Origin of the sequence: Pseudomonas brassicacearum (assembly GCF_003732225.1) — a bacterium.
Classification (GTDB): Bacteria; Pseudomonadota; Gammaproteobacteria; order Pseudomonadales; family Pseudomonadaceae; genus Aquipseudomonas; species Aquipseudomonas brassicacearum_E.
Window position 1 is genome coordinate 242633 of record NZ_MOBJ01000001.1, and the last position, 25196, is coordinate 267828.

General features: G+C 59.6%; 26 protein-coding genes. 13 read left to right on the forward strand and 13 right to left on the reverse strand.

Annotated elements, in window-relative coordinates; translation table 11 throughout:
* Positions 1–50 precede the first annotated feature (50 nt).
* Positions 51–1472, reverse strand: a complete 1422-nt coding sequence (locus BK659_RS01210) for an amino acid permease (protein ID WP_123423365.1) — start codon at positions 1470–1472, stop codon at positions 51–53.
* A gap of 951 nt (positions 1473–2423) precedes the next feature.
* Here BK659_RS01210 and BK659_RS27700 point away from each other — a divergent pair.
* Positions 2424–2561, forward strand: a complete 138-nt coding sequence (locus BK659_RS27700) for a hypothetical protein (protein ID WP_185015267.1) — start codon at positions 2424–2426, stop codon at positions 2559–2561.
* Between the two features lie 67 nt (positions 2562–2628).
* Positions 2629–3591, forward strand: coding sequence for a M29 family metallopeptidase (locus BK659_RS01215; protein WP_123423366.1), 963 nt, complete (start codon positions 2629–2631; stop codon positions 3589–3591).
* Between the two features lie 202 nt (positions 3592–3793).
* Here BK659_RS01215 and rluB read toward each other — a convergent pair whose 3' ends face one another.
* From rluB to BK659_RS01240, 5 genes are all read right to left on the reverse strand, one after another.
* On the reverse strand, positions 3794–5077 hold the full coding sequence (rluB, locus tag BK659_RS01220) for a 23S rRNA pseudouridine(2605) synthase RluB (RefSeq protein WP_123423367.1): 1284 nt from the start codon (positions 5075–5077) through the stop codon (positions 3794–3796).
* A 298-nt stretch (positions 5078–5375) separates the two neighbouring features.
* Positions 5376–6359 (reverse strand): SMC-Scp complex subunit ScpB, encoded by a 984-nt coding sequence (scpB, locus tag BK659_RS01225; protein ID WP_123423368.1) that lies wholly within the window; start codon positions 6357–6359, stop codon positions 5376–5378.
* 12 nt (positions 6360–6371) lie between these two features.
* Positions 6372–7070: a segregation and condensation protein A gene (locus tag BK659_RS01230; protein WP_185015271.1), complete on the reverse strand. Its 699-nt coding sequence runs from the start codon at positions 7068–7070 to the stop codon at positions 6372–6374.
* A gap of 120 nt (positions 7071–7190) precedes the next feature.
* The gene (locus tag BK659_RS01235) at positions 7191–7820 is read right to left on the reverse strand and encodes an L-threonylcarbamoyladenylate synthase (protein ID WP_123423418.1); all 630 of its coding nucleotides are present in this window, start codon (positions 7818–7820) and stop codon (positions 7191–7193) included.
* Positions 7821–7833: 13 nt separating this feature from the next.
* Positions 7834–8697 carry a PHP domain-containing protein gene (locus BK659_RS01240; protein WP_123423370.1) on the reverse strand — a complete coding sequence of 288 codons (864 nt, stop codon included), beginning with the start codon at positions 8695–8697 and terminating at the stop codon, positions 7834–7836.
* Positions 8698–8784: 87 nt separating this feature from the next.
* Between BK659_RS01240 and BK659_RS01245 the strand changes: the two genes are divergently transcribed.
* The 6 genes from BK659_RS01245 (at position 8785) to BK659_RS01275 (ending at position 13031) form a co-directional block, all read left to right on the forward strand.
* Positions 8785–9381: a septation protein A gene (locus BK659_RS01245; RefSeq protein WP_123423371.1), complete on the forward strand. Its 597-nt coding sequence runs from the start codon at positions 8785–8787 to the stop codon at positions 9379–9381.
* Between the two features lies 1 nt (position 9382).
* Positions 9383–9682 (forward strand): YciI family protein, encoded by a 300-nt coding sequence (locus tag BK659_RS01250; protein ID WP_123423372.1) that lies wholly within the window; start codon positions 9383–9385, stop codon positions 9680–9682.
* Between the two features lie 108 nt (positions 9683–9790).
* Entirely contained in the window at positions 9791–10201 is a 411-nt protein-coding gene (locus tag BK659_RS01255; protein ID WP_123423373.1) for an SH3 domain-containing protein, read from the forward strand.
* 7 nt (positions 10202–10208) lie between these two features.
* Positions 10209–10886, forward strand: a complete 678-nt coding sequence (locus BK659_RS01260) for a response regulator transcription factor (protein WP_123423374.1) — start codon at positions 10209–10211, stop codon at positions 10884–10886.
* Between the two features lie 290 nt (positions 10887–11176).
* On the forward strand, positions 11177–11617 hold the full coding sequence (locus BK659_RS01270) for a Spy/CpxP family protein refolding chaperone (protein ID WP_123423375.1): 441 nt from the start codon (positions 11177–11179) through the stop codon (positions 11615–11617).
* A gap of 67 nt (positions 11618–11684) precedes the next feature.
* On the forward strand, positions 11685–13031 hold the full coding sequence (locus tag BK659_RS01275; RefSeq protein ID WP_123423376.1) for a sensor histidine kinase: 1347 nt from the start codon (positions 11685–11687) through the stop codon (positions 13029–13031).
* Positions 13032–13162: 131 nt separating this feature from the next.
* On the opposite strand, the gene BK659_RS01285 is transcribed toward BK659_RS01275, so the two are convergent.
* Positions 13163–13729 (reverse strand): NAD(P)H nitroreductase, encoded by a 567-nt coding sequence (locus BK659_RS01285; protein ID WP_123423377.1) that lies wholly within the window; start codon positions 13727–13729, stop codon positions 13163–13165.
* A gap of 121 nt (positions 13730–13850) precedes the next feature.
* On the opposite strand from BK659_RS01285, the gene BK659_RS01290 reads away from it, so the two are divergent.
* Positions 13851–15305 (forward strand): TrkH family potassium uptake protein, encoded by a 1455-nt coding sequence (locus BK659_RS01290; protein ID WP_123423378.1) that lies wholly within the window; start codon positions 13851–13853, stop codon positions 15303–15305.
* Here the strand turns inward: BK659_RS01290 and BK659_RS01295 are convergent.
* Positions 15262–16323, reverse strand: coding sequence for an AraC family transcriptional regulator (locus tag BK659_RS01295; protein WP_123423379.1), 1062 nt, complete (start codon positions 16321–16323; stop codon positions 15262–15264). The genes BK659_RS01290 and BK659_RS01295 overlap by 44 nt on opposite strands.
* 161 nt (positions 16324–16484) lie before the next feature.
* Between BK659_RS01295 and BK659_RS01300 the strand changes: the two genes are divergently transcribed.
* Together BK659_RS01300 and BK659_RS01305 are read left to right on the forward strand one after the other, a co-directional pair.
* Positions 16485–16796 carry an Mpo1-like protein gene (locus tag BK659_RS01300; RefSeq protein WP_123423380.1) on the forward strand — a complete coding sequence of 104 codons (312 nt, stop codon included), beginning with the start codon at positions 16485–16487 and terminating at the stop codon, positions 16794–16796.
* Positions 16797–16895: 99 nt separating this feature from the next.
* Complete coding sequence (locus tag BK659_RS01305) at positions 16896–17486, forward strand: HD domain-containing protein (protein WP_123423381.1); 591 nt, start codon at positions 16896–16898, stop codon at positions 17484–17486.
* A 79-nt stretch (positions 17487–17565) separates the two neighbouring features.
* Here BK659_RS01305 and BK659_RS01310 read toward each other — a convergent pair whose 3' ends face one another.
* On the reverse strand, positions 17566–18387 hold the full coding sequence (locus BK659_RS01310; RefSeq protein WP_123423382.1) for a UDP-2,3-diacylglucosamine diphosphatase: 822 nt from the start codon (positions 18385–18387) through the stop codon (positions 17566–17568).
* A gap of 134 nt (positions 18388–18521) precedes the next feature.
* On the opposite strand from BK659_RS01310, the gene BK659_RS01315 reads away from it, so the two are divergent.
* Both BK659_RS01315 and BK659_RS01320 read left to right on the forward strand, forming a co-directional pair.
* The gene (locus BK659_RS01315) at positions 18522–19280 is read left to right on the forward strand and encodes a helix-turn-helix transcriptional regulator (RefSeq protein ID WP_123423383.1); all 759 of its coding nucleotides are present in this window, start codon (positions 18522–18524) and stop codon (positions 19278–19280) included.
* Between the two features lie 91 nt (positions 19281–19371).
* Positions 19372–20265 (forward strand): DMT family transporter, encoded by an 894-nt coding sequence (locus BK659_RS01320; RefSeq protein WP_123423384.1) that lies wholly within the window; start codon positions 19372–19374, stop codon positions 20263–20265.
* A 133-nt stretch (positions 20266–20398) separates the two neighbouring features.
* On the opposite strand, the gene BK659_RS01325 is transcribed toward BK659_RS01320, so the two are convergent.
* From BK659_RS01325 to recQ, 4 genes are all read right to left on the reverse strand, one after another.
* Positions 20399–20680, reverse strand: coding sequence for an Rdx family protein (locus tag BK659_RS01325; protein ID WP_123423385.1), 282 nt, complete (start codon positions 20678–20680; stop codon positions 20399–20401).
* Positions 20681–20736: 56 nt separating this feature from the next.
* On the reverse strand, positions 20737–22380 hold the full coding sequence (locus BK659_RS01330; protein WP_123423386.1) for a FimV/HubP family polar landmark protein: 1644 nt from the start codon (positions 22378–22380) through the stop codon (positions 20737–20739).
* Between the two features lie 126 nt (positions 22381–22506).
* Positions 22507–22941 carry a MarR family transcriptional regulator gene (locus BK659_RS01335; protein WP_123423387.1) on the reverse strand — a complete coding sequence of 145 codons (435 nt, stop codon included), beginning with the start codon at positions 22939–22941 and terminating at the stop codon, positions 22507–22509.
* A 118-nt stretch (positions 22942–23059) separates the two neighbouring features.
* Positions 23060–25189, reverse strand: a complete 2130-nt coding sequence (gene recQ, locus BK659_RS01340; RefSeq protein ID WP_123423388.1) for a DNA helicase RecQ — start codon at positions 25187–25189, stop codon at positions 23060–23062.
* Between the last annotated feature and the right edge of the window lie 7 nt (positions 25190–25196).

Consider the following 25196-nt stretch of genomic DNA (forward strand, 5'->3'; position numbering starts at 1 on the left):
GGAAACAACAAACCCGGCCAATGCCGGGTTTGTTGTTTCTGCTTTCTGCGTTACTTCACCGCAGGAGCAGCAGCATTCAGCGCGTGTTGAGCGCTGCGCTTGTTCTTGATGTTGTAGCACACCCACATGAACACGACCCACACCGGGATCGCGTACACCGAGATCTGGATCCCCGGGATCATCAGCATGATGCACAGGATGAAGGCCACGAACGCCAGGCAGATGTAGTTGCCGTACGGGTACCACAGCGCCTTGAACAGCGGTGTTTGCTGAGTGCGGTTCATGTGCTGACGGAACTTGAAGTGCGAGAAACTGATCATCGCCCAGTTGATCACCAGCGTTGCAACCACCAGCGACATCAGCAGTTCCAGCGCGTGCTGCGGGATCAGGTAGTTCATCACCACCGCGACGAACGTTACCGCCGCCGAGGCCAGGATCGAACGCACCGGCACGCCGCGCTTGTCGATCTTCGCCAGACCTTTCGGGGCATCGCCCTGCTCAGCCATGCCCAGCAACATGCGGCTGTTGCAGTAAGTGCCGCTGTTGTACACCGACAGCGCTGCAGTCAGTACCACGAAGTTGAGGATGTGCGCCGCGGTGTTGCTGCCCAGCATCGAGAACACCTGAACGAACGGGCTGCCGCTATAGGCATCGCCGGACGCGTTCAGGCTCACCAGCAAGCTGTCCCACGGAGTCAGCGAAAGCAGAACCACCAGTGCGCCGATGTAGAAAATCAGGATCCGGTAGATCACCTGGTTGATGGCTTTCGGGATCACGGTTTTCGGCTTGTCGGCTTCAGCTGCGGTGAATCCGAGCATTTCCAGGCCGCCGAAGGAGAACATGATGATCGCCATGGCCATCACCAGACCACTGACGCCATTCGGGAAGAACCCACCGTGTTCCCACAGGTTGGTCACCGAGGCTTGCGGGCCGCCGTTGCCGCTGACCAGCAGGTAGCTGCCCAAGGCAATCATGCCAACAATGGCCACGACTTTGATGATCGCGAACCAGAACTCCGCTTCGCCAAAAACTTTGACGTTCGCCAGGTTGATCGCATTGATCATCACGAAGAACACTGCAGCCGAGGCCCAGGTCGGGACGTCCGGCCACCAGTAATGCACGTATTTACCGACGGCGGTCAGCTCCGACATGCCGACCAGGATGTACAGAATCCAGCAGTTCCAGCCCGACAGAAAGCCGGCGAAACCGCCCCAGTACTTGTGGGCGAAGTGGCTGAACGAGCCGGCCACCGGCTCTTCAACGATCATTTCGCCCAGTTGGCGCATGATCATGAAAGCGATGAAGCCACAGATCGCGTAGCCGAGGATCATCGACGGGCCGGCCGATTTCAATACACCGGCAGAGCCCAGGAACAATCCGGTACCGATCGCGCCACCGAGAGCGATCAGTTGAATATGGCGATTTTTCAGGCCGCGTTTAAGCTCGCCTGAATGCGAGTTTTGTCCACTCATGAAAAGGGTCTCACGCAAGGTTTGATGATGTTCGTTAAGACGTTGCTGCTCGGATCAGGATCAAGCAGCGCGGATCAAACCCCAGCGCAGGCACCAGGAGTTCAGCGTTTTTTTACCGGTCATGCGTCACCTGTTTGTTTTTATCTGTGACGAAATCGAACCCGTCACGCTTGTGGCGCGGCGGAGTTAACAAAGCGGATAGCCTTGAGTTTTGCGCAGTTACGCAGGGAGGTCACAGTTAAAACGCGGCGCATTGTACACCTGTAACCCCCTGCTGCCAGACACCGCTGAATCAGCGCGTCGTTTGCCGGGATTGCCTGTGTCCGCCCCGAGGGTCTCGGGCGGCTGCAAAAATGGGGTCAGACCTTTGCGGGTCGTTGACGGGAGCGATGAAAAAATCGCCCGTTGAGGAGAGATGGAGATGACTCACGGCGTACATTGCGCCTCCTTCTTGTTATGCACCTGCACGACAGGCATGGGCGCATCTCACCGTTGAAAGCGTCCTGAAACAAGCGGACCAGAGCCCTGAAAACCGCATTGCCGGGGGCCAACCGGAAGCTTTTCCTTACAACCATCGTATCAACGCGAATCTATGGTTCCGAACGCGGCTTTTCGTAAACCCTCCTTTACGGGACGTAACGTATTTTTTCCACTACAGATCTTTCTGTAGGCTGACTGCAAATTGACGGTAGTCCTATTCCTACAGTCTAGGTCGCGTTAGCGTTTTGTTTTTAATTGGAAAAATCGACAATAAAAAACAGAATAATAATTTCATAAAAGTTGAATTTAAATATTAAATTGCACTTTAAAAAGCACTGGACTAGGTTTCCAGCCACTTGCCGGGATCCAACGCCCGACAAGTCAGCGGCCGCTTGATTCGGTCAGCATGATTTATTCATGCGCTGAAAACAGCACCGCCATTCAACCTTGAAGTCATCTGGGAGATTCACTATGCAAGCAATGGATAAAGACCTGGAAACTGAACTGCAACTGGACGATTGGTTTGAAGCGCCTACCCATGACGCTGCCGTTGAAATGATGCAAGCCGATGCGGTCGTTCCGTTCGGCACGGCGATGTGGCCGATGTAAGACATCCAGGCAGGTACGAGCCGGCCGGGCGTACCTGCCACTTTTCGCTGACTGTCAGGGAGGACTCATGGATAGACACCGCGCCATTTCGCATTTCCTTTACTACCTCGAACACCACCCCGCGCTGGTTGGCGTACGTCCGGCCAAGGTTTTGCTTGGGCACACCGCGCCTTACGAAGTATTGACCGGGGCGATCATCGAACAAGCGGCCAACGAGCCGTTCCGGTTCAGCGCCATGCGCCTGGACCTCGAACCGACCCAAACCCTGGTGCAGGCGATTGCCGACTGCGATCTGTATATTTTCTTCTACGACTCGTCGACCCTGCCCAACCCGCGCCCGGACGGCCCGGAGTTTGTTCGTGCCCTGCAAAGCGTCATGGCCGACAACTGGAAGAAGTCGCTGTTGTTCAAGGATTACGGCGATTACTTCTACGACACCTTCAGCGTTACACCGCAACGTATCGCCGGGCTCAACAGCCACCTGATCCAGCGCATGTCCCAGGCCACCACCCTGAGCTTCAGTGATCGGCACGGCTCTTGTTTCGAAACGCCGCTGAGCAGCATCAAGAGGTGGACCAATATCAACGGCGTCGGCAATTTCGACCTCGCGCCCGGCGAGATCGCGACCCATAGCGAAGCCATCAATGGCCAGGTGAAGTTCGTCGGTACCTTCCTCGGCACCATCCCCTTCGCCCGCAAATATGGCGTGCTCGAATCGCCGCTGGAGTTGTGGATCGAGAACTCGACCATCAGCCGAATCGCCACGCAAGTGCCGGGGCTGGAACATGACTTCAACAAGTACCTGGACGCCAACCCGTCCAACCGACGCATCGAGGAATTGGGGATCGGTACCAATGAGGGCGTCAAGAAGCTGTATGCGCGCAACGCCGGTTTCGAAGAGCGCCATTGCGGCCTGCACCTGGGGTTAGGCGGTGGCGCCAAGGGCAGCCATCACCTGGACCTGATCTTCGCCAGCGGCGTGTTGGCGCTGGATGACAAGCCGGTGTTTGATGGGCGGTTTGTGTTTTAGTCCCGAAGATAATGGTGTAGCTACTGGCCTCATCGCGAGCAAGCTCGCTCCCACACTTGATCGCATTTATCTGAACGATCTCGTTCACCTGTGGGAGCGAGCTTGCTCGCGATGACAGACTCAAAAACACTGCATTACTAAAGCCTGGGCAAAAAAAAAACGCCAACCCCGAGGGTTGGCGTTTTTTATGGGCGCTTACCGATTATTCCGGTTTGCGACGACCAAAGCCTGGACGCTGACCGGAACCGGCCGGTGCGCCGCGACGCTTGCCCGATGGCGCGTCACGGTCGACCAGGACGATGCCTGGACGCTTCTTCGGCGCTGGCTTGGCCGGGCGCTTGGTGTCGGATGGACGGTCTGCCACTGGCGTACCGCGACCCGACTCACCACGACCTGCCGGAGCACCGCGATCGCTGCGACCACCGGTTGGAGCACCGCGGCCTTCGCCACGTTCAGTGCGACCGTTGGCCGGACGCGGAGTGCGTGGACCGCGCTCACCGTCCTGACGTGGCGCAGGCTTGCGTGCCGGACGCTCGCCTTCGATCTGCGGCTCGCGCGCTGGACGCGGACCAGCAGCTGCTGGAGCACCGGCCGCTGGACGCAAGGTCCGCACACGCTCGCTCTTGCCGACCGGACGGGACGACTTGCGCTGCATACGCTCAAGCTTGTCTTTGCTCTTGGCGTTCATTTGCGGCATGGCCACCGGGGTCAAACCGACTTCAGCACTCAGCACGTCGACTTCGTACTGGCTCATTTCGCGCCAGCGGCCCATCGGCAGGTCAGAGTTGAGGAACACCGGACCGAAACGCACGCGCTTCAGACGGCTGACCACCAGCCCCTGGGATTCCCACAGACGACGGACTTCACGGTTACGACCTTCCATCACCACGCAGTGGTACCAGTGGTTGAAACCTTCGCCACCTGGAGCCTGCTTGATGTCGGTGAACTTCGCCGGGCCATCTTCGAGAACCACGCCCGCCTTCAGGCGTTCGATCATTTCGTCATCAACTTCGCCACGGACACGTACCGCGTATTCACGGTCCATTTCGTAGGAAGGATGCATCAAACGGTTGGCCAGCTCACCGTCAGTGGTGAACATCAGCAAACCGGTGGTGTTGATGTCCAGACGACCGATGTTGATCCAGCGGCCTTCTTTTGGTTTCGGCATTTTGTCGAACACGGTCGGACGGCCTTCAGGGTCGTCACGGGTGCAGATTTCGCCGTCGGGTTTGTTGTACATGATCACGCGGCGGACCGATTCGGCCGCTTCTTCACGCTTGATCACCTTGCCATCGATGGTGATGGCGTCGTGCAGGTCGACTCGCAGGCCAAGGGTGGCATCTTTGCCGTTGACCTTGATCCGGCCGTGGCTGATCCAGGCTTCTACGTCGCGGCGCGAGCCAACGCCGATACGGGCGAGGACTTTCTGCAGTTTTTCGCCTGCTGGGCCGATTTCCTGGTCGTCTTTCTGGTCGTTGATACTCATCTGGGCACCTCCCGGTGTGGTCTGTTCAGGCCTTGGCCTGAAGATTTGAAATCTGGTCTTTGGGCGAAAGGATCGCCGAAGGGCCGCGAATCATACGCGCATGACGCCGCTTGCGCATCAGAGACTAGCGGATAAACGGTTGGTTAATTGTTTTTCCGCCGACCGGTGACCCAGAGGTTCATCAAACACTGGAATCATTGTGGGAGCGAGCTTGCTCGCGATGACGGCGTCACATTCAGCATCAATGTCGCCTGGCATACCGCTTTCGCGAGCAAGCTCGCTCCCACAGTGGTATGTGTCAGTCGTCGAACTGGCGGCGTTCGTTCTCGATTGCTTCAGCCAGGGCCTGGGCTTCGGCTTCTTCATCGCTCAGCTCGGGTTCTGGCTTGGGCTGTTCCAGCGCAGCGACGGCGGCGAGCAGTTTCTCGCGGGCTTCGGCAACGCCCAGGATGTCATCTTCAGCCTCGTCCTCAACTTCTGCCTCGGCTTCGACCTGAAGTTCGGTCTCTACCGCAACCTCGACGGGCACATCGTCTGGAATCTGCGGCTCGCTGTCGCTGACCGCCCCATCCCGCAGCAAGTCATCGAAGTCGGTCTTGATCCCCTCCTCCATCGAGTCCAGTTCCAGCAACAACGTATGGAAACTGGTTTCGTCCTTCGGTTCTTCCGGCTCGGCGCTGGCATCGGCCAGTTCTTGCAGGCTTTGCGGCACCGGTGCGTCGTCGAACTCGAGCATCGGCTCGGGCTCCAGCTCGCGCAGTTCGGCCAACGGCGGCAGGTCGTCGAGGTTTTTCAGGTTGAAATGATCGAGAAACGCCTTGGTGGTGGCGAACATCGCCGGTTTTCCCGGTACGTCACGGTAACCGACGATCCTGATCCACTCCCGCTCCAGCAGGGTTTTGACGATGTGGCTGTTGACCGCCACACCGCGCACATCCTCGATCTCGCCCCGGGTGATCGGCTGGCGATAGGCGATCAATGCCATGGTTTCCAGCATCGCTCGGGAATAGCGCTGCGGGCGCTCTTCCCACAGGCGCCCGACCCAAGGCGCGAACTTCTCGCGAATTTGCAGACGGTAGCCCGAGGCAACTTCCTTCAGCTCAAAGGCCCGGCCGTCGCAGGATTTGGCCAGAATCGCCAAGGCCTTCTTGAAGACCGGCGGCTCCGGGCGCTCGCCCTCTTCGAAGAGTTCGAACAGACGCTCCATCGACTGCGGCTTTCCCGAGGCCAACAGAAAGGCTTCAAGCAGTGGCGCCAGCTCGCGGGGTTCACTCAGATTCATTGATTTTGCTCGTTATTCGGCTCGCGCCCGCACATGGATAGCCGCAAAAGGCTCATTCTGCACCAGCTCGACCAAGGATTCCTTGACCAGTTCGAGGATCGCCATAAAGGTCACGACCACACCCAAGCGTCCTTCCTCAGCGGTGAACAGCTCGACAAAGGGCACAAAACCGCCGCCCTTGAGCCGTTCCAGCACATCGCTCATGCGCTCGCGGGTCGACAATGCCTCGCGGCTGACCTGATGGCTTTCGAACATATCGCCACGGCGCAGCACCTCGGCCATGGACATCAGCAACTCTTCCAGACTCACGTCCGGCAGCAACTTGCGCGCCCGCGCCTCCGGGGCATCCAGCTTGGGCACCAGAACATCGCGGCCGACCCGGCTCAGGCCGTCGATGCCTTCGGCAGCCGCCTTGAAGCGCTCGTACTCCTGCAAGCGGCGGATCAGCTCGGCGCGCGGGTCGTCTTCTTCCTCTTCGATCTCGGCTGAACGCGGCAGCAGCATCCGCGACTTGATCTCGGCGAGCATCGCCGCCATCACCAGGTACTCGGCGGCCAGCTCCAGCCGCACCGACTGCATCAACTCGACATAACCCATGTACTGCCGGGTAATTTCCGCCACTGGGATGTCGAGGATGTTGATGTTCTGCTTGCGGATCAGGTACAGCAGCAAGTCGAGCGGGCCTTCGAAGGCCTCAAGGAAGACTTCCAGCGCGTCCGGCGGAATGTACAGATCCAGCGGCATTTCCATGACCGCCTGGCCATACACCATGGCGAACGGCAGCTCTTGCTGGGCGCCGGCCTGGCTATCGACGGGCTCTACTGCAGACATCTAGGCCTCAACCGTAAACGGCGCTGGGTCACCGCAACCGACGCGAATCACTACTGGCTCGCCGTCGGCCAGGTTGATCACCGTGGAGGCTTTGATACCGCCAAAACCGCCGTCGATGATCAGGTCGACCTGATGCTCGAGCAACTGACGCATTTCATACGGGTCGCTCAACGGGTCGGTGTCGCCGGGCATGATCAAGGTCACGCTCATCAGCGGCTCGCCCAGCTCTTCGAGCAACGCCAGGGCAATCGGATGACTTGGCACCCGCAAACCAATGGTGCGCTTCTTCGGGTGCAGCAACAGGCGCGGCACTTCGCGGGTGGCGTTGAGAATGAAGGTGTAAGGCCCCGGCAGGTGGGCCTTGAGCAAACGGAAGGTGCCGGTATCGATCTTGGCGAACAGCCCCAGTTGTGACAGGTCGCTGCAAATCAGCGCGAAATTGTGCTTTTCATCCAGCTGACGCAGCCGGCGCACACGTTCCACAGCATTCTTGTCACCGATCTGGCAACCAATGGCGTAGGACGAGTCGGTGGGATAGATCACCACACCGCCGGCTCGAATGATTTCTACCGCTTGTTTAATCAGGCGCGCTTGCGGGTTCTCCGGATGAATCTGGAAAAATTGACTCACATTTTCTACCTGTTCAGACGGCAATAACGGCTGGGTCATGTTTGAACCGACACCAAAGCGGTGGCAGGTCCTCCGGGAGTGGGCGGTACTCGCCGATCTCGGACCAGCCTCCGGGTCCATGGAAATCACTGCCGGCACTGACCAGCAGACCGAACTCACGAGCAAGAATAGCCAGGCTGCCGACCTGTTCGGCCGGCTGATGGCCGTTGACCACTTCGATAGCGTGGCCACCTGCTTGAATATAGTCGGCAATCAGGCGACGGCGTTTGCTGCGGGTGAAATCATAGTGCCAAGGATGCGCCAAACTGACCCAGGCCCCGGCGGCACGCAGGGTTTCGACGGTTTCTTCCAGGGTCGGCCAGTGCTGCTTGACGTCCCCCAGCTTGCCGGCGCCCAGCCACTTGCGGAAGGCTTCGGCGCGATCCTTGACGAAACCGGCGCGGACTAAATAGTCGGCAAAGTGCGGTCGGGCTGGCGCATTGCCGCTGTCACCGAGTTCCTGCTGGATAGCGCGCGCGCCTTCCAGCGCGCCCGGCATACCCTTGAGTTCGAGCTTGCGGCTGATTTCTTCGGACCTCAGCCAGCGTCCGTCATGCAATTTGGCAATCGCCTCGACCAACGCCGGCGCGTTGACGTCGAATCCGTAACCGAGCACATGAATGGTCGCGCCACCCCAGGTGCAGGATAATTCGACGCCGTTGACCAGTTGCATCCCCAGCGCAACCGCAGCGCTGCGGGCCTCGTCGAGGCCTTCAAGGGTGTCGTGATCGGTCAAGGCCAGGACTCGCACGCCTTTCTCGAACGCACGCGCAACCAGTACCGCAGGCGCCAGTGCGCCATCGGAGGCCGTGCTATGGCAGTGCAAATCAACATTCACAGGACTGTGTAACCTCAAATCAGCTGGCGCTTTCGCGACCCAATATGTTTGTTATTATGCCGCCACATCCTGCTTCTGGCTGCCACTGTGAAACAATTCATCGACTTCATCCCGCTTCTGCTGTTTTTCATCGTCTACAAAATCGATCCACGGGTCGTCGACATCGCCGGTCATCAACTGACGGTAGGTGGTATTTACAGCGCCACCGCGATGCTGATCATCAGCTCCCTGGTGGTCTACGGCACGCTGTTCATCAAACAGCGCAAGCTGGAGAAGAGCCAGTGGCTGACCCTCATCGCCTGCCTGGTCTTCGGCAGCCTGACCCTGGCCTTCCACAGCGAAACCGTCCTTAAGTGGAAGGCCCCGGTGGTCAACTGGCTGTTCGCTCTGGCCTTTATCGGCAGCCATTTCATCGGTGACCGCCTGCTGATCAAACGCATCATGGGCCATGCGCTGACCCTGCCGGATCCGGTCTGGCTGCGTTTGAACATTGCCTGGATCGCTTTCTTCCTGTTCTGCGGTGCCGCCAACCTGTTCGTGGCGTTCACCTTCCAGGACTACTGGGTCGACTTCAAAGTATTCGGCAGCCTGGGCATGACCTTGCTGTTCCTGGTCGGCCAGGGCATTTACCTGTCCCGCCACCTGCACGACGCCGACACTACTACGCAAAAAACCGAGGACTGACATGCTATACGCAATCATTGCTACAGACGTCGCCAACTCCCTGGAAAACCGCCTGGCTGCGCGCCCTGCGCACATCGAGCGGTTGCAACAGCTCAAGGCCGAGGGCCGCGTGGTACTGGCCGGTCCGCACCCTGCCGTCGACAGCAATGATCCGGGCGCTGCGGGTTTCACCGGCAGTCTGATCGTCGCCGAGTTCGCCTCCCTGGAAGCGGCCAAAGCCTGGGCCGACGCCGATCCGTATATCGCCGCAGGCGTCTACGCCAACGTTCTGGTCAAACCGTTCAAGCAAGTCCTGCCGTAACCCGGCATCTGCGCGATGAACCTTCGGTTCATCGCGCGTTCAATTGCTCATTATTCTCGTTCAACGGCCGACAACCTGCCCAACACTCGATTGGAATCAGGAGTTTCGATGCGCCAAGGTCCGCTGTGTCTGCTGTTGGTCACGTTATCGATCGGGGCCTTCGCCCATGCCGAAGAGCACTCGGATTCAGGCTATTCAACGCCTCTGTCGTTAAGCGCCGGCAGCCAGATCACTGAATTGCAGCAACGCTTGAAAGAAAGCGAACGGCAACGGGAAGAGCTGAACAAACAACTGCAAAATGCCGATAACGATCGCGAAAGCGCGTTGCTGGGCCGGTTGCGCCAAGAGAATCAGCGCCTCAAGCTGCAACTCAAGGAAGCCCAGGCAAACCCGCTGCCGCGCCTGCTGACCGATCAACAGCAGTGGTTCGTCACAGGCGCGGGAGTAGCGCTATTGGCCCTGCTCTGCGGTATCTTCGCCAGTGGTGGACGTAGAAAACGTCGGCAATGGCTAAATTGAGTGAGTCATGAGCGAGCTGTTACTAATTGATGATGATCAGGAGCTGTGTGAGCTCCTGAGCAGTTGGCTGAGCCAGGAAGGTTTTGTCGTGCGCGCTTGCCACGATGGTCTGAGTGCGCGCCGCGCCTTGGCCGAATCCGCGCCGGCAGCGGTAGTGCTCGACGTGATGCTGCCCGATGGCAGCGGTCTGGAACTGCTCAAGCAATTGCGCAGCGACCACCCGGATCTGCCGGTGGTGATGCTCTCGGCCCGCGGCGAGCCACTGGACCGTATCCTCGGCCTGGAGCTGGGCGCCGACGATTACCTGGCCAAGCCGTGTGATCCACGGGAGCTGACAGCCCGCCTGCGCGCAGTACTGCGGCGCAGTCATCCGGCGGCGGTATCCAGCCAGATGGAACTCGGCGATCTGTGTTTCAGCCCGGTCCGTGGCGTAGTCAGCATCGATGAACAGGAGTTCACCCTGACCGTCTCCGAAAGTCGCCTGCTCGAAGCCCTGCTCAAACAACCCGGTGAGCCGCTGGACAAGCAGGAATTGGCGCAGATCGCGCTTGGGCGCAAGCTGACCCTGTACGACCGGAGCCTGGACATGCACGTCAGCAACCTGCGCAAAAAGATCGGCCCACACCCCGACGGCCGGCCACGCATCATTGCCCTGCGCAGCCGCGGTTATTACTACAGCCTCTAACGACCGACACACGTCCCTGTAGCAGCTGGCGAGCCCGCGAGCCTGCGTTCGGCTGCGAAGCAGTCGTAAACCCTATCGATTCGGTCTACCTGAAACACTGCGGTGCCTGATTTCACGACTGCTTCGCAGCCGAACGCAGGCTACGCCAGCTGCTACAGGGGAGTGTGTTTTGTCAGGCTGCCGCAAAAACGTCTTTACTCAAGCTTTACGCTCCGCTGACCGCCGCTGACCTTGATCTCCGTAATCTGTACTCATCCGGAACACACCGGGAACGAGACAGGAGACACACCATGCGCAAGACCCTTATCGCTTTGATGTTCGCTGCCGCACTGCCGACCATTGCCATGGCCGCGCAAGAAGGCCAAGGCCCTATGGGCCCAATGGAAGGCCACGGTTACAGCGAGCACATGCATGGCGGCAAAGGCATGTACAGAGAACTGGATCTGAGCCGCGAACAACGCGAGCAGATCCGTAAACTGATTGGCGAGCAGATGCATGCGCGCAAAGAGTTGGTAGAGCAGTACCTGCAAAAACTCTCGCCAGCCGATCAGCAGGCCATGAAAGACCAAATGGCGGCCGGCCGCCAGAAAACCGAGAAAGACATTCGTGCCCTTCTCAAGCCGGACCAACAGCAGAAGTTCGATGCGATCCAAAAGAAGCAGGCCGAACGCAAAGCCGAATGGGCCGAGTTTCAGGCGTGGAAAGCCCAACAACCGAAAAAAACGCAATAATATTCTAGCGCTACTTCCCAGCCCAATGGTTGATCGCCATTGGGCTTTCCTTGTTTGAGGACTTCCCGTGCGTTCACTGTTCTGGCGCATCCTTGCCAGTTTCTGGCTGGCCATCGCTCTGGTTGCAGGGCTGTCGATTCTGCTCGGGCACATGTTGAACCAGGACGCCTGGATTCTCAGTCGCCACCCGGGCCTCAGTACCCTGGCGCAAGAGTGGACGCAGCTCTACGAAGAAAAAGGCGAGGACGCCGCACAGGCGTTGCTCGAACAACGCAAACGGCGTTACCACATCGACGTTCAAGTGCTGAACGAGAGTGGCGACCCGGTGGTGCGCGGGACCTTTCCTCGGCGCGCGGCGGCGTTGGAAGCACGACAGAACGACAACCCCGACAACAACGACCGTCACCTGCCCTGGCGACGCCTGACCGTCGAGTACACCAGCCCGAAAAGCGCTGAAACGTACTTGCTGATCTACCGTATTCCACACCCGGAGCTCAACGCCTGGCACCGCAGCAGCCTGCTTTGGCCCCTCAGTGCGCTGACGATTGCCTTGGTCGTGCTGACGCTGTTCAGCCTGTTGGTGACGCTGTCCATCACCCGCCCGTTGAGCCGTCTGCGCGGTGCGGTGCATGACCTCGGCCAGACGACCTATCAGCAAAACAGCCTGGCGCGGCTGGCCAACCGCCGTGACGAGTTTGGGGTGCTGGCCAACGACTTCAACCGCATGGGCGCACGCCTGCAGAGCCTGATCGGCAGTCAGCGGCAATTGCTGCGCGACGTGTCTCACGAGCTGCGTTCACCGTTGGCCCGGTTGCGTATCGCCCTGGCCCTCGCAGAACGGGCCGGCCCCGAAGAACGCGAAAAACTCTGGCCACGGCTGACCCGCGAATGTGATCGCCTGGAAGCGCTGATCAGTGAAATTCTGGTGCTGGCACGGGTCGACGCCGATAACGCCAGTGCCGAAGAAGTTGACCTCAACGCGCTGCTGAACACGCTGCAAAAAGACGCTCAGCTTGGCTCGCCGGAGCAAAACATATGCATCGAAGCCGAACAGCAGTTACGCCTCAAGGGTTGGCCGACCATGATCGAGCGGGCGCTGGACAACCTGTTGCGCAACGCCCAACGCTTCAACCCGATCGGACAATCGATTGAAGTTCTGGCGTTGCGTCACGGGGACCGGATTGTGGTCAGTGTGCGCGACCATGGTCCCGGTGTAGAGGCCGAGCATTTGAGCCAACTGGGGGAGCCGTTTTATCGGGCTCCCGGCCAGACGGCTGCCGGACATGGCCTGGGATTGGCCATCGCCCGTCGCGCGGCAGAGCGCCACGGTGGCAGCCTGATTCTGGCCAATCACCCGGAGGGCGGATTCATTGCCAGCGTGGATTTGCCGTTGGAACCCGGCGCGACCGTATAACCCTGAAACCTGTGGAATCTTGTGGGAGCGAGCTTGCTCGCGAAAGCGGTATGACTGTCGACATCAATGTTGAATGTGAAGCCGTCATCGCGAGCAAGCTCGCTCCCACATTAAATCAATCTGCCAATGATTCAGGCCTCAGGCGGCCAAGCGCTGACAAACTCGGCGAGATCGACTTTACCGGCCACACGCGGTTCGTTCTGCGGTGTGCCCAGGTAAAGGAACGCAATCACCTCTTCACCTTCCGCCAGGCCCAAGCCTTTGGCCACATGCGCCGAATAAACCAACTCGCCGGTACGCCACACAGCGCCGATACCCTGAGCGTAAGCCGCCAGCAAGATTGCGTGAGCCGCACAACCTGCAGCCAGCATCTGCTCGGACTTCGGCACCTTGATGTGGTCTTGCAGACGGGCCACCACAACGACTACCAGCGGCGCGCGCAGCGGGCCATTACGCGCCTTGTCCACCAGGGCCTGAGGTACATCGGCGTCTTGCAGACGTGCAGCCTCAGCCAGTATCTCGCCCAATTGCTCGCGCGCCGCGCCTTCTACTGTCAGAAAGCGCCACGGCTGCAAATGCCCGTGATCCGGTGCGCGCATGGCTGCGGCAAACAACACTTCCCGTTGTGCAGCGGTGGGCGCCGGGTCGAGCAAACGCGGAACGGAAACACGGTTGAGCAAAGCGTCGAGAGCCTGCATCGGCCACCTCCTGAAAAAAATGTCTGGCTATTCTAGCGGCAACCGGCGCCGTGGTGCCGGTTTACATGCCCTGCCTCGCAGGTAGAATGGCGCCCTTCCCCTATCAGCCCGAGCGGATTTCATGGCGTTGCCGACCTTACGGATTATTGGTTTTATCATCGGCATCTTCCTGATCACCCTGGCCGTCAGCATGGTTGTGCCGATGGCGACGCTAGTAATTTACGACCGCACCAGCGACTTGCCGTCGTTCCTCTGGGCCAGCATGATCACCTTCGTCGCCGGCCTGGCGCTGGTCATCCCCGGACGACCCGAGCAGATACACCTGCGCCCGCGGGACATGTACCTGCTCACCGTTTCGAGCTGGGTAGTGGTCTGCATCTTCGCCGCCTTGCCGTTTCTGCTGACCCAGCGCATCAGTTACACCGACTCGTTTTTCGAAAGCATGTCAGGCATTACCGCCACCGGCTCCACTGTACTCAGCGGCCTGGACACTATGTCTCCGGGCATCCTGATGTGGCGTTCGTTGCTGCATTGGCTGGGCGGTATCGGCTTTATCGGCATGGCGGTCGCCATTCTGCCACTGCTGCGCATTGGTGGCATGCGGCTGTTTCAGACCGAGTCGTCGGACCGTTCCGAAAAGGTCATGCCGCGCTCGCACATGGTGGCTCGGCTGATCGTCGCCGCCTACGTCGGCATCACGATCCTCGGCAGCCTGGCGTTCTGGTGGGCGGGCATGAGCCCGTTCGACGCGATCAACCATGCGATGTCGGCGATTTCCACCGGTGGTTTCTCCACCTCCGACCAGTCACTGGCCAAGTGGACACAACCGGCCGTGCATTGGGTCGCAGTGGTGATCATGATTCTCGGCAGCCTGCCGTTTACCCTGTACGTGGCGACCTTGCGCGGCAATCGGCGGGCGTTGATCAAGGATCAACAGGTGCAGGGATTGCTCGGCATGCTGCTGGTGACCTGGCTGGTACTCGGCACCTGGTACTGGTGGACCACCAACCTGCATTGGCTGGACGCATTGCGCCATGTTGCGCTGAACGTCACGTCAGTGGTCACCACCACCGGTTTTGCATTGGGGGATTACAGCCTGTGGGGCAACTTCTCACTGATGCTGTTCTTCTATCTGGGCTTTGTCGGTGGTTGCTCGGGCTCGACCGCTGGCGGGATCAAGATCTTCCGTTTCCAGGTGGCCTTTATCCTGCTCAAGGCCAACCTTAACCAACTGATCCACCCGCGCGCGGTAATCAAGCAGAAGTACAACGGCCACCGTCTCGACGAAGAAATTGTTCGTTCGATTCTGACCTTTTCGTTCTTCTTTGCGATCACCATTTGCGCCATCGCCCTGGCGCTATCGCTGCTCGGCGTGGACTGGATGACGGCCCTGACCGGTGCGGCCAGTACGGTTTCCGGAGTGGGTCCGGGGCTGGGTGAAACCATCGGCCCGGCCGGAAACTTCGCCAGCCTGCCCGACGCCGCCAAGTGGATTCTTTCCCTCGGCATGCTGCTCGGCCGGCTGGAGATCATTACCGTGTTTGTGCTGTGTATTCCGGCGTTCTGGCGTCACTAAGCTCTTTGGGGGCTTCCATCAGCCGCAGCCGGTACTCGCCGGGTGTGGTATCAAACCAGCGCCGAAAGGCCCGAAAGAAATTGCTCGGATCGGCGAACCCCAACAGGTAGGCAATTTCCAGCAGGGTCATGCTCGGTTGTGCCAGGTACTGCTCGGCCAACTCGCGACGCGTGTCGTCGAGCAGTGTCTGAAAACTCGTGCCCTCTTCCTGCAAGCGTCGCTGCAAGGTGCGCTGGGACAAATGCAGGGTTTGCGCCACCGTATCGCGCTTGGGCTCGCCTTGCGGCAGCAAGCGACAGAGCACCTGCCGCGCCTTGTGGGTGACCCGACTTTCAGAAAATCGCGCCAGATATTCGCCGGCAAACCGGTCATGCAACAACGCCATGGCCTCGTTGGCAGTCGGCAACGGGGCGTCCATGTCTGCTTGTTCGAAAATCAGCGCGTCATACGGAGCGTTGAACTCCAGCGGTGCATGAAAGGCTTGTTTATAGGGTTCGAGGTCTACCGGTTGATCGCCCTGCATCAACACTTTGCGTGGCTGTAAGGTGCGCCCGGTCAGCCAGCCGCACAGGCTCAGCGCGCAGGCCAGCGATGCTTCGGCGCTTTGCCGGGTTGGTGGCAGGTGGTCGCCATGCACCGTGAGAATCAGTGCATAACCTTCGGGTAACAGTCGAAAGCTAAGGTCGGCGCTTTCGGCAATGATCCGCTGATAACGCACCAGACGCTGAAAACCTTCAGCCAGGGTCTGGCTGGACATCAACGCATAACCGACCACATGAAACGATGCCGGGCGGACCAGCTTGCCCATGTTCAAACCGATTGCCGGGTTGCCGGACAGCTCTACCGCGCGCTGCCAGAGCCGCGTCATCGAATCTTGAGGAAAGCGCGCATCCGGATCATCCAGTGCCGCGTAGTCGAGCCCCAACTGTTTGAACAAGACCCGGCAATCCAGGCCGTCCATCTCCAGTGCTTTGACAATCCCCATCGCCCAGCTTGCAGAAGTCGTTCGTTCGCTCATGGCGTTTTCTTACTTGATGAGCCGCGTGTCACGGCCAATTTTCAGAAGGATACTAAAGTGGCGCCTATTGTCACTGGCTGTTGCCACTGATGACTCTAGACTCAAATAAGCTCCCCGCAGAACATCCGGTCAGCAAAACAAAAACCACAGAGATCGCAGTCGTGGAAAACATCAAACGTTTTAGCAGCTTCACCGAGTTTTACCCGTACTACCTCAGCGAACACAGCAACAGTGTCTGCCGACGCCTGCACTTTGTCGGCACCAGCCTGGTGATTTTCATCCTGGCCTTCGCTATCGGCAAAGGTGCCTGGATGCTGTTGCTGACGCTGCCTCTCGCCGGTTACAGCTTCGCCTGGGTCGGTCACTTCTTCTTTGAAAAAAACCGCCCGGCGACATTCCAGCACCCGCTTTACAGCCTGCTCGGCGATTTCGTGATGTACCGAGACATGATCCTCGGCAAAGTGCCTTTCTAGGCTCGCCGGGCCATCAAGCCGTCCCATGCGGTCAGTGCAGCATTGGATCCAAGCTCTACACTGCAAAACGTCCCTTCGAAAACAATAAGAGGATAGCCGATGAATGCGCACGCCCGTTTCACCCACATGAAGGATGGCACGCAAGAAGACTGGGCGATCATCGCCGCAGACTTCAGTGCCTACGCCAAACATTTGCCGACACGGATTGTGGCGCACCTGAAACTGCTGGAGGGTGATTTTGGCGGTTTCCCGGTCGATCGTCTGACCCACTCACTGCAAACCGCCACCCGCGCCTGGCGCGACGGTCGGGATGAAGAGTACGTGGTGTGTGCGCTGCTCCACGACATTGGCGATACCCTCGGCTCCTATAACCACCCGGACATCGCGGCGGCGATCCTCAAGCCATTCGTCAGCGCTGAAAACCTGTGGATGGTGGAAAAACACGGGATCTTCCAGGGCTACTACTTTTTCCATCACCTGGGCATGGACCGGCACCTGCGCGAGCAATTTGGCGAACACCCGCAGTACCGGCAGACCGTCGAATTCTGCGCCAGGTACGATGCAGCGGCCTTCGATCCAGCGTACGACACATTGCCGCTGAGTTTCTTCGAACCGATGATGGAACGCCTGTTTGCCCGACCGAAAAACTCGATCTACACGGCAGCGATGGAAGAACACGCGCCGGCCTGAGACCAAGGGATCGCAGCCTGCGGCAGCTCCTACAATCCTGATCCCGTAGGAGCTGCCGCAGGCTGCGATCTTTTCCGCATCAAACCGGTTCCGCGACCTTCACCGACTCCGCTTTCAATTGTGCCTCTCGCGCCTGAGCATCCGCCAACCGGTACAACTCGATCGAGCCATCCCAATGCTCGATCAACGCCGTGCACGACTCCACCCAATCACCGCAATTGAGGTAATCCACCTCGCCGACCTTACGGATTTCGGCATGGTGGATGTGCCCGCACACCACCCCGTGCAGCTCGCGCTTGACGCACTCGTGGGCAATGGCTTCTTCAAAATCGCTGATGAAACTGACCGCGGTCTTGACCTTGTGCTTGAGGTACGCCGACAACGACCAGTAACCGTAGCCGTACCGCGCGCGCCAGTGATTGAGCCAGCGGTTGAGGGTCAGGGTGAACTCATAGGCCGAGTCGCCGAGAAACGCCAGCCAGCGGTGATAACGGGTGATCACGTCGAACTGGTCGCCGTGAATCACCAACAGATGCCGACCATCCGCGGTGACGTGAACCGCCTCGTCCACCAGTTGGATATTGCCCAGGATCAGCTTCGAATAACGCCGCAGAAACTCGTCGTGGTTACCGGTGACGTAAATCACCTCGGTGCCACGCTTGCTCATGGTCAGCAGTCGGCGGATGACGTTAGTGTGAGCCTGCGGCCAGTACATGCCGCTGCGCAGTTTCCAGCCATCGATGATGTCGCCGACCAGATAGATCTTGTCGGCTTGATAGCCTTTGAGGAACTGCGACAAATGCTCTGCCTGGCAATCCCGGGTGCCGAGGTGCACATCGGAGATCCACAAGGTGCGCACGCGTTGTTTACGGCTGGGTTTGGCGAGTTCGGCGCTGGTCATGGACAACCTCTGCGAGATTTTTCGCAAGCTTGCACCCCAGCGATTAATAGCCCATGACACAAATGCGGCAGTCTGATGACAACCCGAACCCGGGCGCGGCCGGTGTAGACTGCGAGTCTGCCCAGGAGACTGCGATGAGACCGATCCTCACGCTACGCCAATACACCCACGACTTGATCGTCCACAGCCACGACCACGCGCAACTGGTGTTCGGCCTGTCGGGTGCGCTCGACTTCGAGGTCGGTGGACATGGCAGCCAGGTGGTGCAGCAAAGTTTCGTGGTCGTACCGTCAGGTGCCCATCACGCCTGTGGCAGCCCGAATGGCAGCCGCTGCCTGGTGCTCGATGTACCGAGCGATCAGTGGGTTTCGCAATCATTGGGCGAGCATGCCGATGCCAGTCGGCGCTTGCTCGACAACGCCGGGCGTTTGCCGCTGGACGCGGGGCAAAGTCAACTGGTGAGCTGGCTGGCGAGCAGCCCGGTCAGTGACCCACTGATCGCCCAGCAAGGCGCCGTGTTGTTGCTCGCCAGCCTCAACAACGTCGCGCCGGGCAGCATCGCCGGGCGACGGTTGCCCTACGCCGCGCTCAATGCACACATCGACCAATACGCCGCCTATCCGCTACAAGTCGCCGATCTGGCGCGCATCGCCGGGCTGTCCAGCGCGCGCCTGCACGCACGGTTTGTGGCCGAATGCGGACAAACGCCGATGGATTACATTCGCAGTCGCCGCCTGCACATCGCGGTGAAGTTGCTGCGTGAATCCGCACTGCCCATCGGCGAAGTTGCCAGCCGTGTCGGCTATGGCTCCCAGAGTGCCTTCGCCGCAGCGGTGATGCGCGAGTTCGGCGCCTCCCCGGGTGCGCTGCGTCGTACGGTGAGCAAGCGCTAGGCTGACGATAAAAAACGCGAGTCTGGCGACAGACAGGTCAGGTGATCACGAGGTTCAATGTCGCAATTGCCTCTATGGATTAAGGATTGAAATGACTCCGCGTACCGCCCTTGGCGCCCTGCATATCGGCGCATTGATGTTTGGCCTGACCGGTGTGTTCGGCAAACTCGCCGCTGCCTCCCCTGCCATCATTGTCTTTGGCCGTGCGGCATTCGCAGTGATCGCTCTGACATTCTTCGCCCGTTTCGCCAGCAACACCGGCTGGCAGAAACTGCAAGCCGTGGACTGGCGTCGCCTGCTGCTCAGCGGCCTGCTACTGGCCGGGCATTGGGTGAGCTTTTTCATTGCGGTGAAAGTCGCCGGCGTGGCGATTGCGACCCTGGGCTTCGCCAGCTTCCCGGCGTTCACCGTGATCCTTGAGGGCCTGATCTTCCGCGAGCGAATTCGCGCCAATGAAATACTGCTGGTGGTGCTGGTGAGCGTCGGCCTGGTGCTGGTCACCCCGGATTTCGACCTGGCCAGTGAAGCCACCAGTGGCCTGCTCTGGGCCATAGGTTCAGGCTTGCTGTTCGCTCTGCTGTCGCTGACCAACCGCGCCAGCTCAGGGCGCATCCCGGCCGTGCAGGCCGCGCTGTGTCAGAACGTGGTGGTCGCGCTCTGCCTGCTGCCGGTGGCGGCACCGGGCTTGAGTGACGTGCGTGCCATCGATTGGCTGTGGATCGGTCTGCTGGGAGTGTTCTGCACCGGCGTCGCCCACAGTCTGTTCGTTGCCAGCCTGGCGGTGATCAAGGCTCGCACCGCAGCGGTGGTGTTTGCCCTGGAGCCGGTGTATGGCATCACCGTGGCGTGGCTATTGTTCGGCGAAAACCCGACGCTGCGGATGCTGATCGGTGGCGCGCTGATCATCATCGCCATCGTGGTGTCCAGCAGTTTGTCTGGCAGCTCAAGCAAGAAAAACGTGGCGGCTGAAGTGGCGTCTCATTAGGTTCGACGAAAACCAGCCGAGCGAAGATCAGGCAAGGCAAAAGCAGGTGAGAAAGCGGAGTTGACGCTAGTCAATGAGCATTTCGAACCTGCTTTTAACGCAGCATGATCGATGCGCAGGCGGTTTTCGTCACCTAACGGTCGTTGTGGCCGAGGTCGCGGTTGGGATCGATCTGATCGCGAACCCGCTGCTTGAGTACCTTGGCTTCCGGGAAGCCACCATCGGCCTTGCGTTCCCAGATCTGTACCCCGTCGCAGCTAATGTGAAACACCCCGCCGGTTCCCGGCACCAGTGAAACCTTGCCCAGGTCGTCACCGAAGGTGCTGAGCAGTTCCTGGGTCAACCAGGCGGCACGCAACAGCCATTGGCATTGCGTGCAATAGGTGATGACAACTTCCGGCTTGCTGGTGGTCATGGTGCGCTGGACTCCTGAGCTCGATGGCGTCGCTATAATAGCCGCCTACAGGAAGGTCAGCGAATACTCGCCAACAGGCTGCGGGCAGTTTGCTTCAAGGACTCGTCACTGTCCTTGAGTAACTCGTTCAACAGCTGAATGGCGCTGTCCAGATCGCCGTCGTCGATACAGTTCTGCGCCTCTTCGAGTTTGCCGGCGTGGACCTCTTCGCGTTCCTGCCCTGCGAACTCTACTGAAAACGGCTCAAGCGCCAGGGGCGATGAGACTTCGGAGAAGTCATCGAGGAAGCCATCGTCCAGCGGCTCCAGCTGATCCACGGGTTTAGCCATTGCCGCATTTATGTCGGACGGGCTGACCAGATCCCAGCTTGAATCCATCGACAAGTCATCCAGATTCAACTGGAACTCATCCCGCGCTGAAGCAGCAGGTTCTGCATTCGATGCAATGACCGCAGACGGTTGCGCACTGGACAGTTTTGGCGAGCGCGCGCGAATCGGCTCCAGCACCTCGGCACTGAAACCAGCTTCGAGAAGGTTGTTTTCCTGAGCCGTATACCCCGCGATGTCGCCCTGCTGCCCTAGCACCTCCAATAACTTCAGGTTCAAATCACTGCGCTGCGGCTCTTTGAGCAGGGCTTCGCGCAATAGACCGACCGCCTCGGCGAAACGGCCATAGGTCAGGTAGATACCGACACCCTCAAGCACTTCTGCCCCTTGAACGGTTTCGCGGCTCGCGGGGGTGGTTTGCGTCGTAGAAAGCTCAATCGGCGATTTCTGCGCGGTTTCGGGCGCGGCCCGACTGACCACCGGCTCATGTCGCGGCGCGGGTTCCGATACAGGCTTTACCCGCCGCTGACGGAGCGCAAACAGGCCCAGCAACAACAGCGATCCAAGCACCAGCAGGCCGACGATCAGCCACAACGCCCATCCACTGTTCGTCTCATCCGTGGGGGTAACCGGCACCGGGACTGGCGCGGCAGGAATGGCCGGTGCAGGTAGGGGCTTTTTGGCTTCGGCCAACTCGGTTTGCAGATCGCTGACTTGCTTGCGCTGGCTGGCGATCTGCTCATCCTGAGCCTGTAGCCGGGCGTTCAACTGATCGACGGTTTGTTTCAGCTGCTGGTTTTCCAGAACGCTGGCCGCCAGCAACTCAGAAGCGGGGTCGATAACCGCAGGCACCGTGCTTGCCGGGGCGGCTGTGGGCCTTTTGGCAGGCATGACGGCAGTGGGTTGCGGGCTGATCGCAGGTGCCGGCTCGACGCTGCTCGCCGGCACGATCCCAGGCGAGCCGGGGGGATCGATCAGCAGCGTAAATTCGCGCAGCAAACGCCCATTGGGCTGGTTCACCTGCACCAGAAAATTCAGGAAAGGTTCATTGACCGGTTTACTGGAGACCACCCGAATCACGCTGCGGTCGCCACGCAGAACGGCGGTAAAACGCAGGTCGTTGAGAAAAAACACTCGCTCGACACCGGCGCGGGCGAACTCCTCCGCCGTCGCCAGGCTGACCGAGAGTTCACCCTCGCCCAGATCACCGGGATCGACCAAGGCAATCTCGGCATTCAACGGCTGGTTCAAGGCTGAGTGCAACGTGATGTCGCCCAGCCCCAGCGCAGGTGCCAATGCCGAGTAACTCAAGGCGCCAGCGACCGCCAACAGGCTGACGGAACGCCGTAACACAGACTGCAAACTCTCGAGCATAAGCATCCCTTAGCTAACCAGAACCACCTGTGCGCATTCGCACTTCCAGTACGAACACGTTATTGCCTGGTAGTTCTTATAGTCTGCTCTGCGCCAGTTCTCAAAAGTCTGCTGTGTGGTTATGCCTCAAGATTTTTCCAGATTGGCCAGAATGTGCCCATGAACCCGCATACACACCCGCAGGTCTTCTTCGTTGACACCCTCGAACAGCTCGTGGCGCAACTCGGCGGCAATGGTTTCAATTTGTTCGATCAAGGGACGGGCGGGCGCACACAGCACGATCTTTTTCGCTCGGCGGTCTTCCGCCACCGCCTGACGCTGCACCAGGCCCTGGGTTTCCAAGCTATCGAGCAGGCGTGCCAGAGTCGGCCCTTCAACACCGACACTCTGTGCCAGTTCACGCTGGGTGGGGGCTTCTTCGAAACGCGCCAGGTGCAATAGCACCAGCCAGCGGGCCTGGGACAGGCCGAGGCCGGCGAGACGGCGATCCAGTTCGGCGCGCCAGCCGCGAGACATCTGCGCCAACTGCATGCCAAAACGGTGTTGATCGGTTAACGGCATAAAAAACTCATGGTTAGACTGAAATAAGCTGAAACTAATTATTAGTCAGCTAAGCATGACCCTCGACTCTAAGCAAGGTTCGGTCTGTACTGAATCGTTACATCTTGATATTCGGCACTTAAATTTCAAACTCCGACTGCAGCGCCGCTCTCACACAGTACAAAACGCCCTCAGGGACACGGCCGGCAAACAACGCGGAAATCTCCGACACCGGTGGTAACTCGCCCTCGCCGTCCAGGAACGCGTCCTGGACTTCACCCATCAGGTCTTCCGGAAGGTCCAGCGCCTGCTCCAGCGACAGTTGCTGCTTGCCAATGGCTTCGGCGAGCATCGTGTACACGTTCTTTTCCGAGCATTGCAACTGACCGGCAATCTGCATCGGCGTCATGCCGGCGCGCGCCAGAGTGATCAATTCGTGGCGCAGATCGGCGACCACTTTCGGTGCTTCGGCCTGACCGCCCAGCACTTCGAGGAAGGCCTCGCCATAGCGCTCCAGCTTGCGCGCACCGACGCCGCTGACCTTGGCCATTTCCGGCAAGGAGCTTGGCTGGCTGCGGAGCATTTCGAGCAAGGTCGAATCGGGGAAAATGACGTACGGCGGCACGCCATGTTCTTCGGCGAGCTTGCGTCGCAGGGCGCGCAAGGCTTCCCACTGCTCGCGCTCTTCACCACGCACCAGTTGGCTGGCGTGGCTGGTGCTGCTGCTTTTCGCGGTGGTTTGCGGCTTGAGGTCGCGGCGCAGCTCCAGGGTCACTTCCCCCTTGAGCAGCGGCCGGCAGCTGTCACTCAAGCGCAAGCCTCCGTAGCCCTCCAGATCAATGTCTGCCAGACCGCGCGCCACCAGTTGTCGGAACAATGAACGCCATTCGCCTTCAGCCCGCGCCTTGCCGACACCGTACACCGACAGATGCTGATGGCCGAAACTGCGGACTTTTTCGTTGTCCTTGCCCAGCAACACATCCACCAGATGCCCTACGCCGTAGCGCTGGCCGGTGCGGTAGATCGCCGAGAGCGCCTGACGGGCTGGCTCGGTAGCATCCCAGGTCTGCACGCCGTCGACGCAGTTGTCGCAATGCCCACAGGGTTGCGGCATGTCTTCGTCGAAATAGGCCAGCAAGGTCTGACGGCGGCAGCGGGTTTCTTCGCACAGCGAGAGCATGGCGTCGAGCTTGTGCTGCTCCAGACGCTTGTGGCGCTCATCGCCTTCGGAGTTCTGCAGCATCTGCTTGAGCATCACCACGTCTTGCAGGCCGTAAGCCATCCAGGCATCTGCCGGCAGACCGTCACGGCCGCCTCGACCGGTTTCCTGATAATAGGCCTCAAGGGATTTCGGCAAGTCCAGATGCGCAACGAAGCGCACGTTGGGTTTGTCGATGCCCATGCCGAACGCCACGGTGGCGACCATGATCAGGCCTTCCTCGTTGAGGAAGCGCTTCTGGTGGTGGGCGCGCGTATCGTTGGGCAAACCGGCGTGGTACGGCAGCGCCGGGAAACCTTGCTCGCTGAGGAACACCGCGACTTCGTCGACCTTCTTGCGCGACAGGCAATAAACGATGCCGGCGTCGCTGCGCCGCTCCGCAAGGAACGCCAGCAACTGCTTGCGCGGCTGCTCCTTGGGCACGATGCGATAGAAGATGTTCGGCCGATCGAAACTCGACAGAAAGCGCTCGGCGTTCTGCAAATGCAGGCGCTCGACGATTTCTTCGCGGGTGCGCTTGTCGGCCGTGGCGGTCAGGGCGATGCGCGGGACGTTGGGGAACAGTTCCGCCAACTGGCCCAGTTGCAGGTATTCCCGGCGGAAATCATGACCCCATTGGGACACGCAGTGAGCTTCGTCGATGGCGAACAGAGAGATTTCAAGACTTTGCAGGAACGCCAGCATCCGTGGCTGAACCAGGCGTTCAGGCGCCAGGTACAGCATCTTCACTTCACCGCGTTTGATCCGCGCCGCCAGATCGCGCTGTTGCTCGGCGCTCAAGGTCGAATTGAGCGCCGCCGCCGCGACACCGAGCTCTTCGAGGGTCGCGACCTGATCGTCCATCAGCGCAATCAGTGGTGAAACCACCACTGCCAGACCATCGCGCAGCAACGCCGGGACCTGGAAACACAAGGATTTGCCGCCGCCGGTCGGCATCAGCACCAGAGCGTCACCGCCGCTGGCTACGCGCTCAATGATGGCACCCTGACGGCCACGGAAACTGTCGTAGCCGAAGATGTCCTTGAGGACGCGTTGAGCCTGTTCGAGCATGAAAAAC

What these genes read in the sequence shown, in the direction of transcription:
- BK659_RS27700 (WP_185015267.1), top strand. Translation starts at nt 2,424, where the DNA reads ATGCAAGCAATGGATAAAGACCTGGAAACTGAACTGCAACTGGACGAT.
- BK659_RS01215 (WP_123423366.1), top strand. Translation starts at nt 2,629, where the DNA reads ATGGATAGACACCGCGCCATTTCGCATTTCCTTTACTACCTCGAACAC.
- BK659_RS01210 (WP_123423365.1), bottom strand. Translation starts at nt 1,472, where the DNA reads ATGAGTGGACAAAACTCGCATTCAGGCGAGCTTAAACGCGGCCTGAAA.
- BK659_RS01260 (WP_123423374.1), top strand. Translation starts at nt 10,209, where the DNA reads ATGAGCGAGCTGTTACTAATTGATGATGATCAGGAGCTGTGTGAGCTC.
- BK659_RS01295 (WP_123423379.1), bottom strand. Translation starts at nt 16,323, where the DNA reads ATGAGCGAACGAACGACTTCTGCAAGCTGGGCGATGGGGATTGTCAAA.
- BK659_RS01285 (WP_123423377.1), bottom strand. Translation starts at nt 13,729, where the DNA reads ATGCAGGCTCTCGACGCTTTGCTCAACCGTGTTTCCGTTCCGCGTTTG.
- BK659_RS01270 (WP_123423375.1), top strand. Translation starts at nt 11,177, where the DNA reads ATGCGCAAGACCCTTATCGCTTTGATGTTCGCTGCCGCACTGCCGACC.
- BK659_RS01250 (WP_123423372.1), top strand. Translation starts at nt 9,383, where the DNA reads ATGCTATACGCAATCATTGCTACAGACGTCGCCAACTCCCTGGAAAAC.
- BK659_RS01315 (WP_123423383.1), top strand. Translation starts at nt 18,522, where the DNA reads ATGAGACCGATCCTCACGCTACGCCAATACACCCACGACTTGATCGTC.
- BK659_RS01290 (WP_123423378.1), top strand. Translation starts at nt 13,851, where the DNA reads ATGGCGTTGCCGACCTTACGGATTATTGGTTTTATCATCGGCATCTTC.
- BK659_RS01325 (WP_123423385.1), bottom strand. Translation starts at nt 20,680, where the DNA reads ATGACCACCAGCAAGCCGGAAGTTGTCATCACCTATTGCACGCAATGC.
- BK659_RS01305 (WP_123423381.1), top strand. Translation starts at nt 16,896, where the DNA reads ATGAATGCGCACGCCCGTTTCACCCACATGAAGGATGGCACGCAAGAA.
- BK659_RS01310 (WP_123423382.1), bottom strand. Translation starts at nt 18,387, where the DNA reads ATGACCAGCGCCGAACTCGCCAAACCCAGCCGTAAACAACGCGTGCGC.
- BK659_RS01255 (WP_123423373.1), top strand. Translation starts at nt 9,791, where the DNA reads ATGCGCCAAGGTCCGCTGTGTCTGCTGTTGGTCACGTTATCGATCGGG.
- scpB (WP_123423368.1), bottom strand. Translation starts at nt 6,359, where the DNA reads ATGAATCTGAGTGAACCCCGCGAGCTGGCGCCACTGCTTGAAGCCTTT.
- recQ (WP_123423388.1), bottom strand. Translation starts at nt 25,189, where the DNA reads ATGCTCGAACAGGCTCAACGCGTCCTCAAGGACATCTTCGGCTACGAC.
- BK659_RS01330 (WP_123423386.1), bottom strand. Translation starts at nt 22,380, where the DNA reads ATGCTCGAGAGTTTGCAGTCTGTGTTACGGCGTTCCGTCAGCCTGTTG.
- BK659_RS01335 (WP_123423387.1), bottom strand. Translation starts at nt 22,941, where the DNA reads ATGCCGTTAACCGATCAACACCGTTTTGGCATGCAGTTGGCGCAGATG.
- BK659_RS01320 (WP_123423384.1), top strand. Translation starts at nt 19,372, where the DNA reads ATGACTCCGCGTACCGCCCTTGGCGCCCTGCATATCGGCGCATTGATG.
- rluB (WP_123423367.1), bottom strand. Translation starts at nt 5,077, where the DNA reads ATGAGTATCAACGACCAGAAAGACGACCAGGAAATCGGCCCAGCAGGC.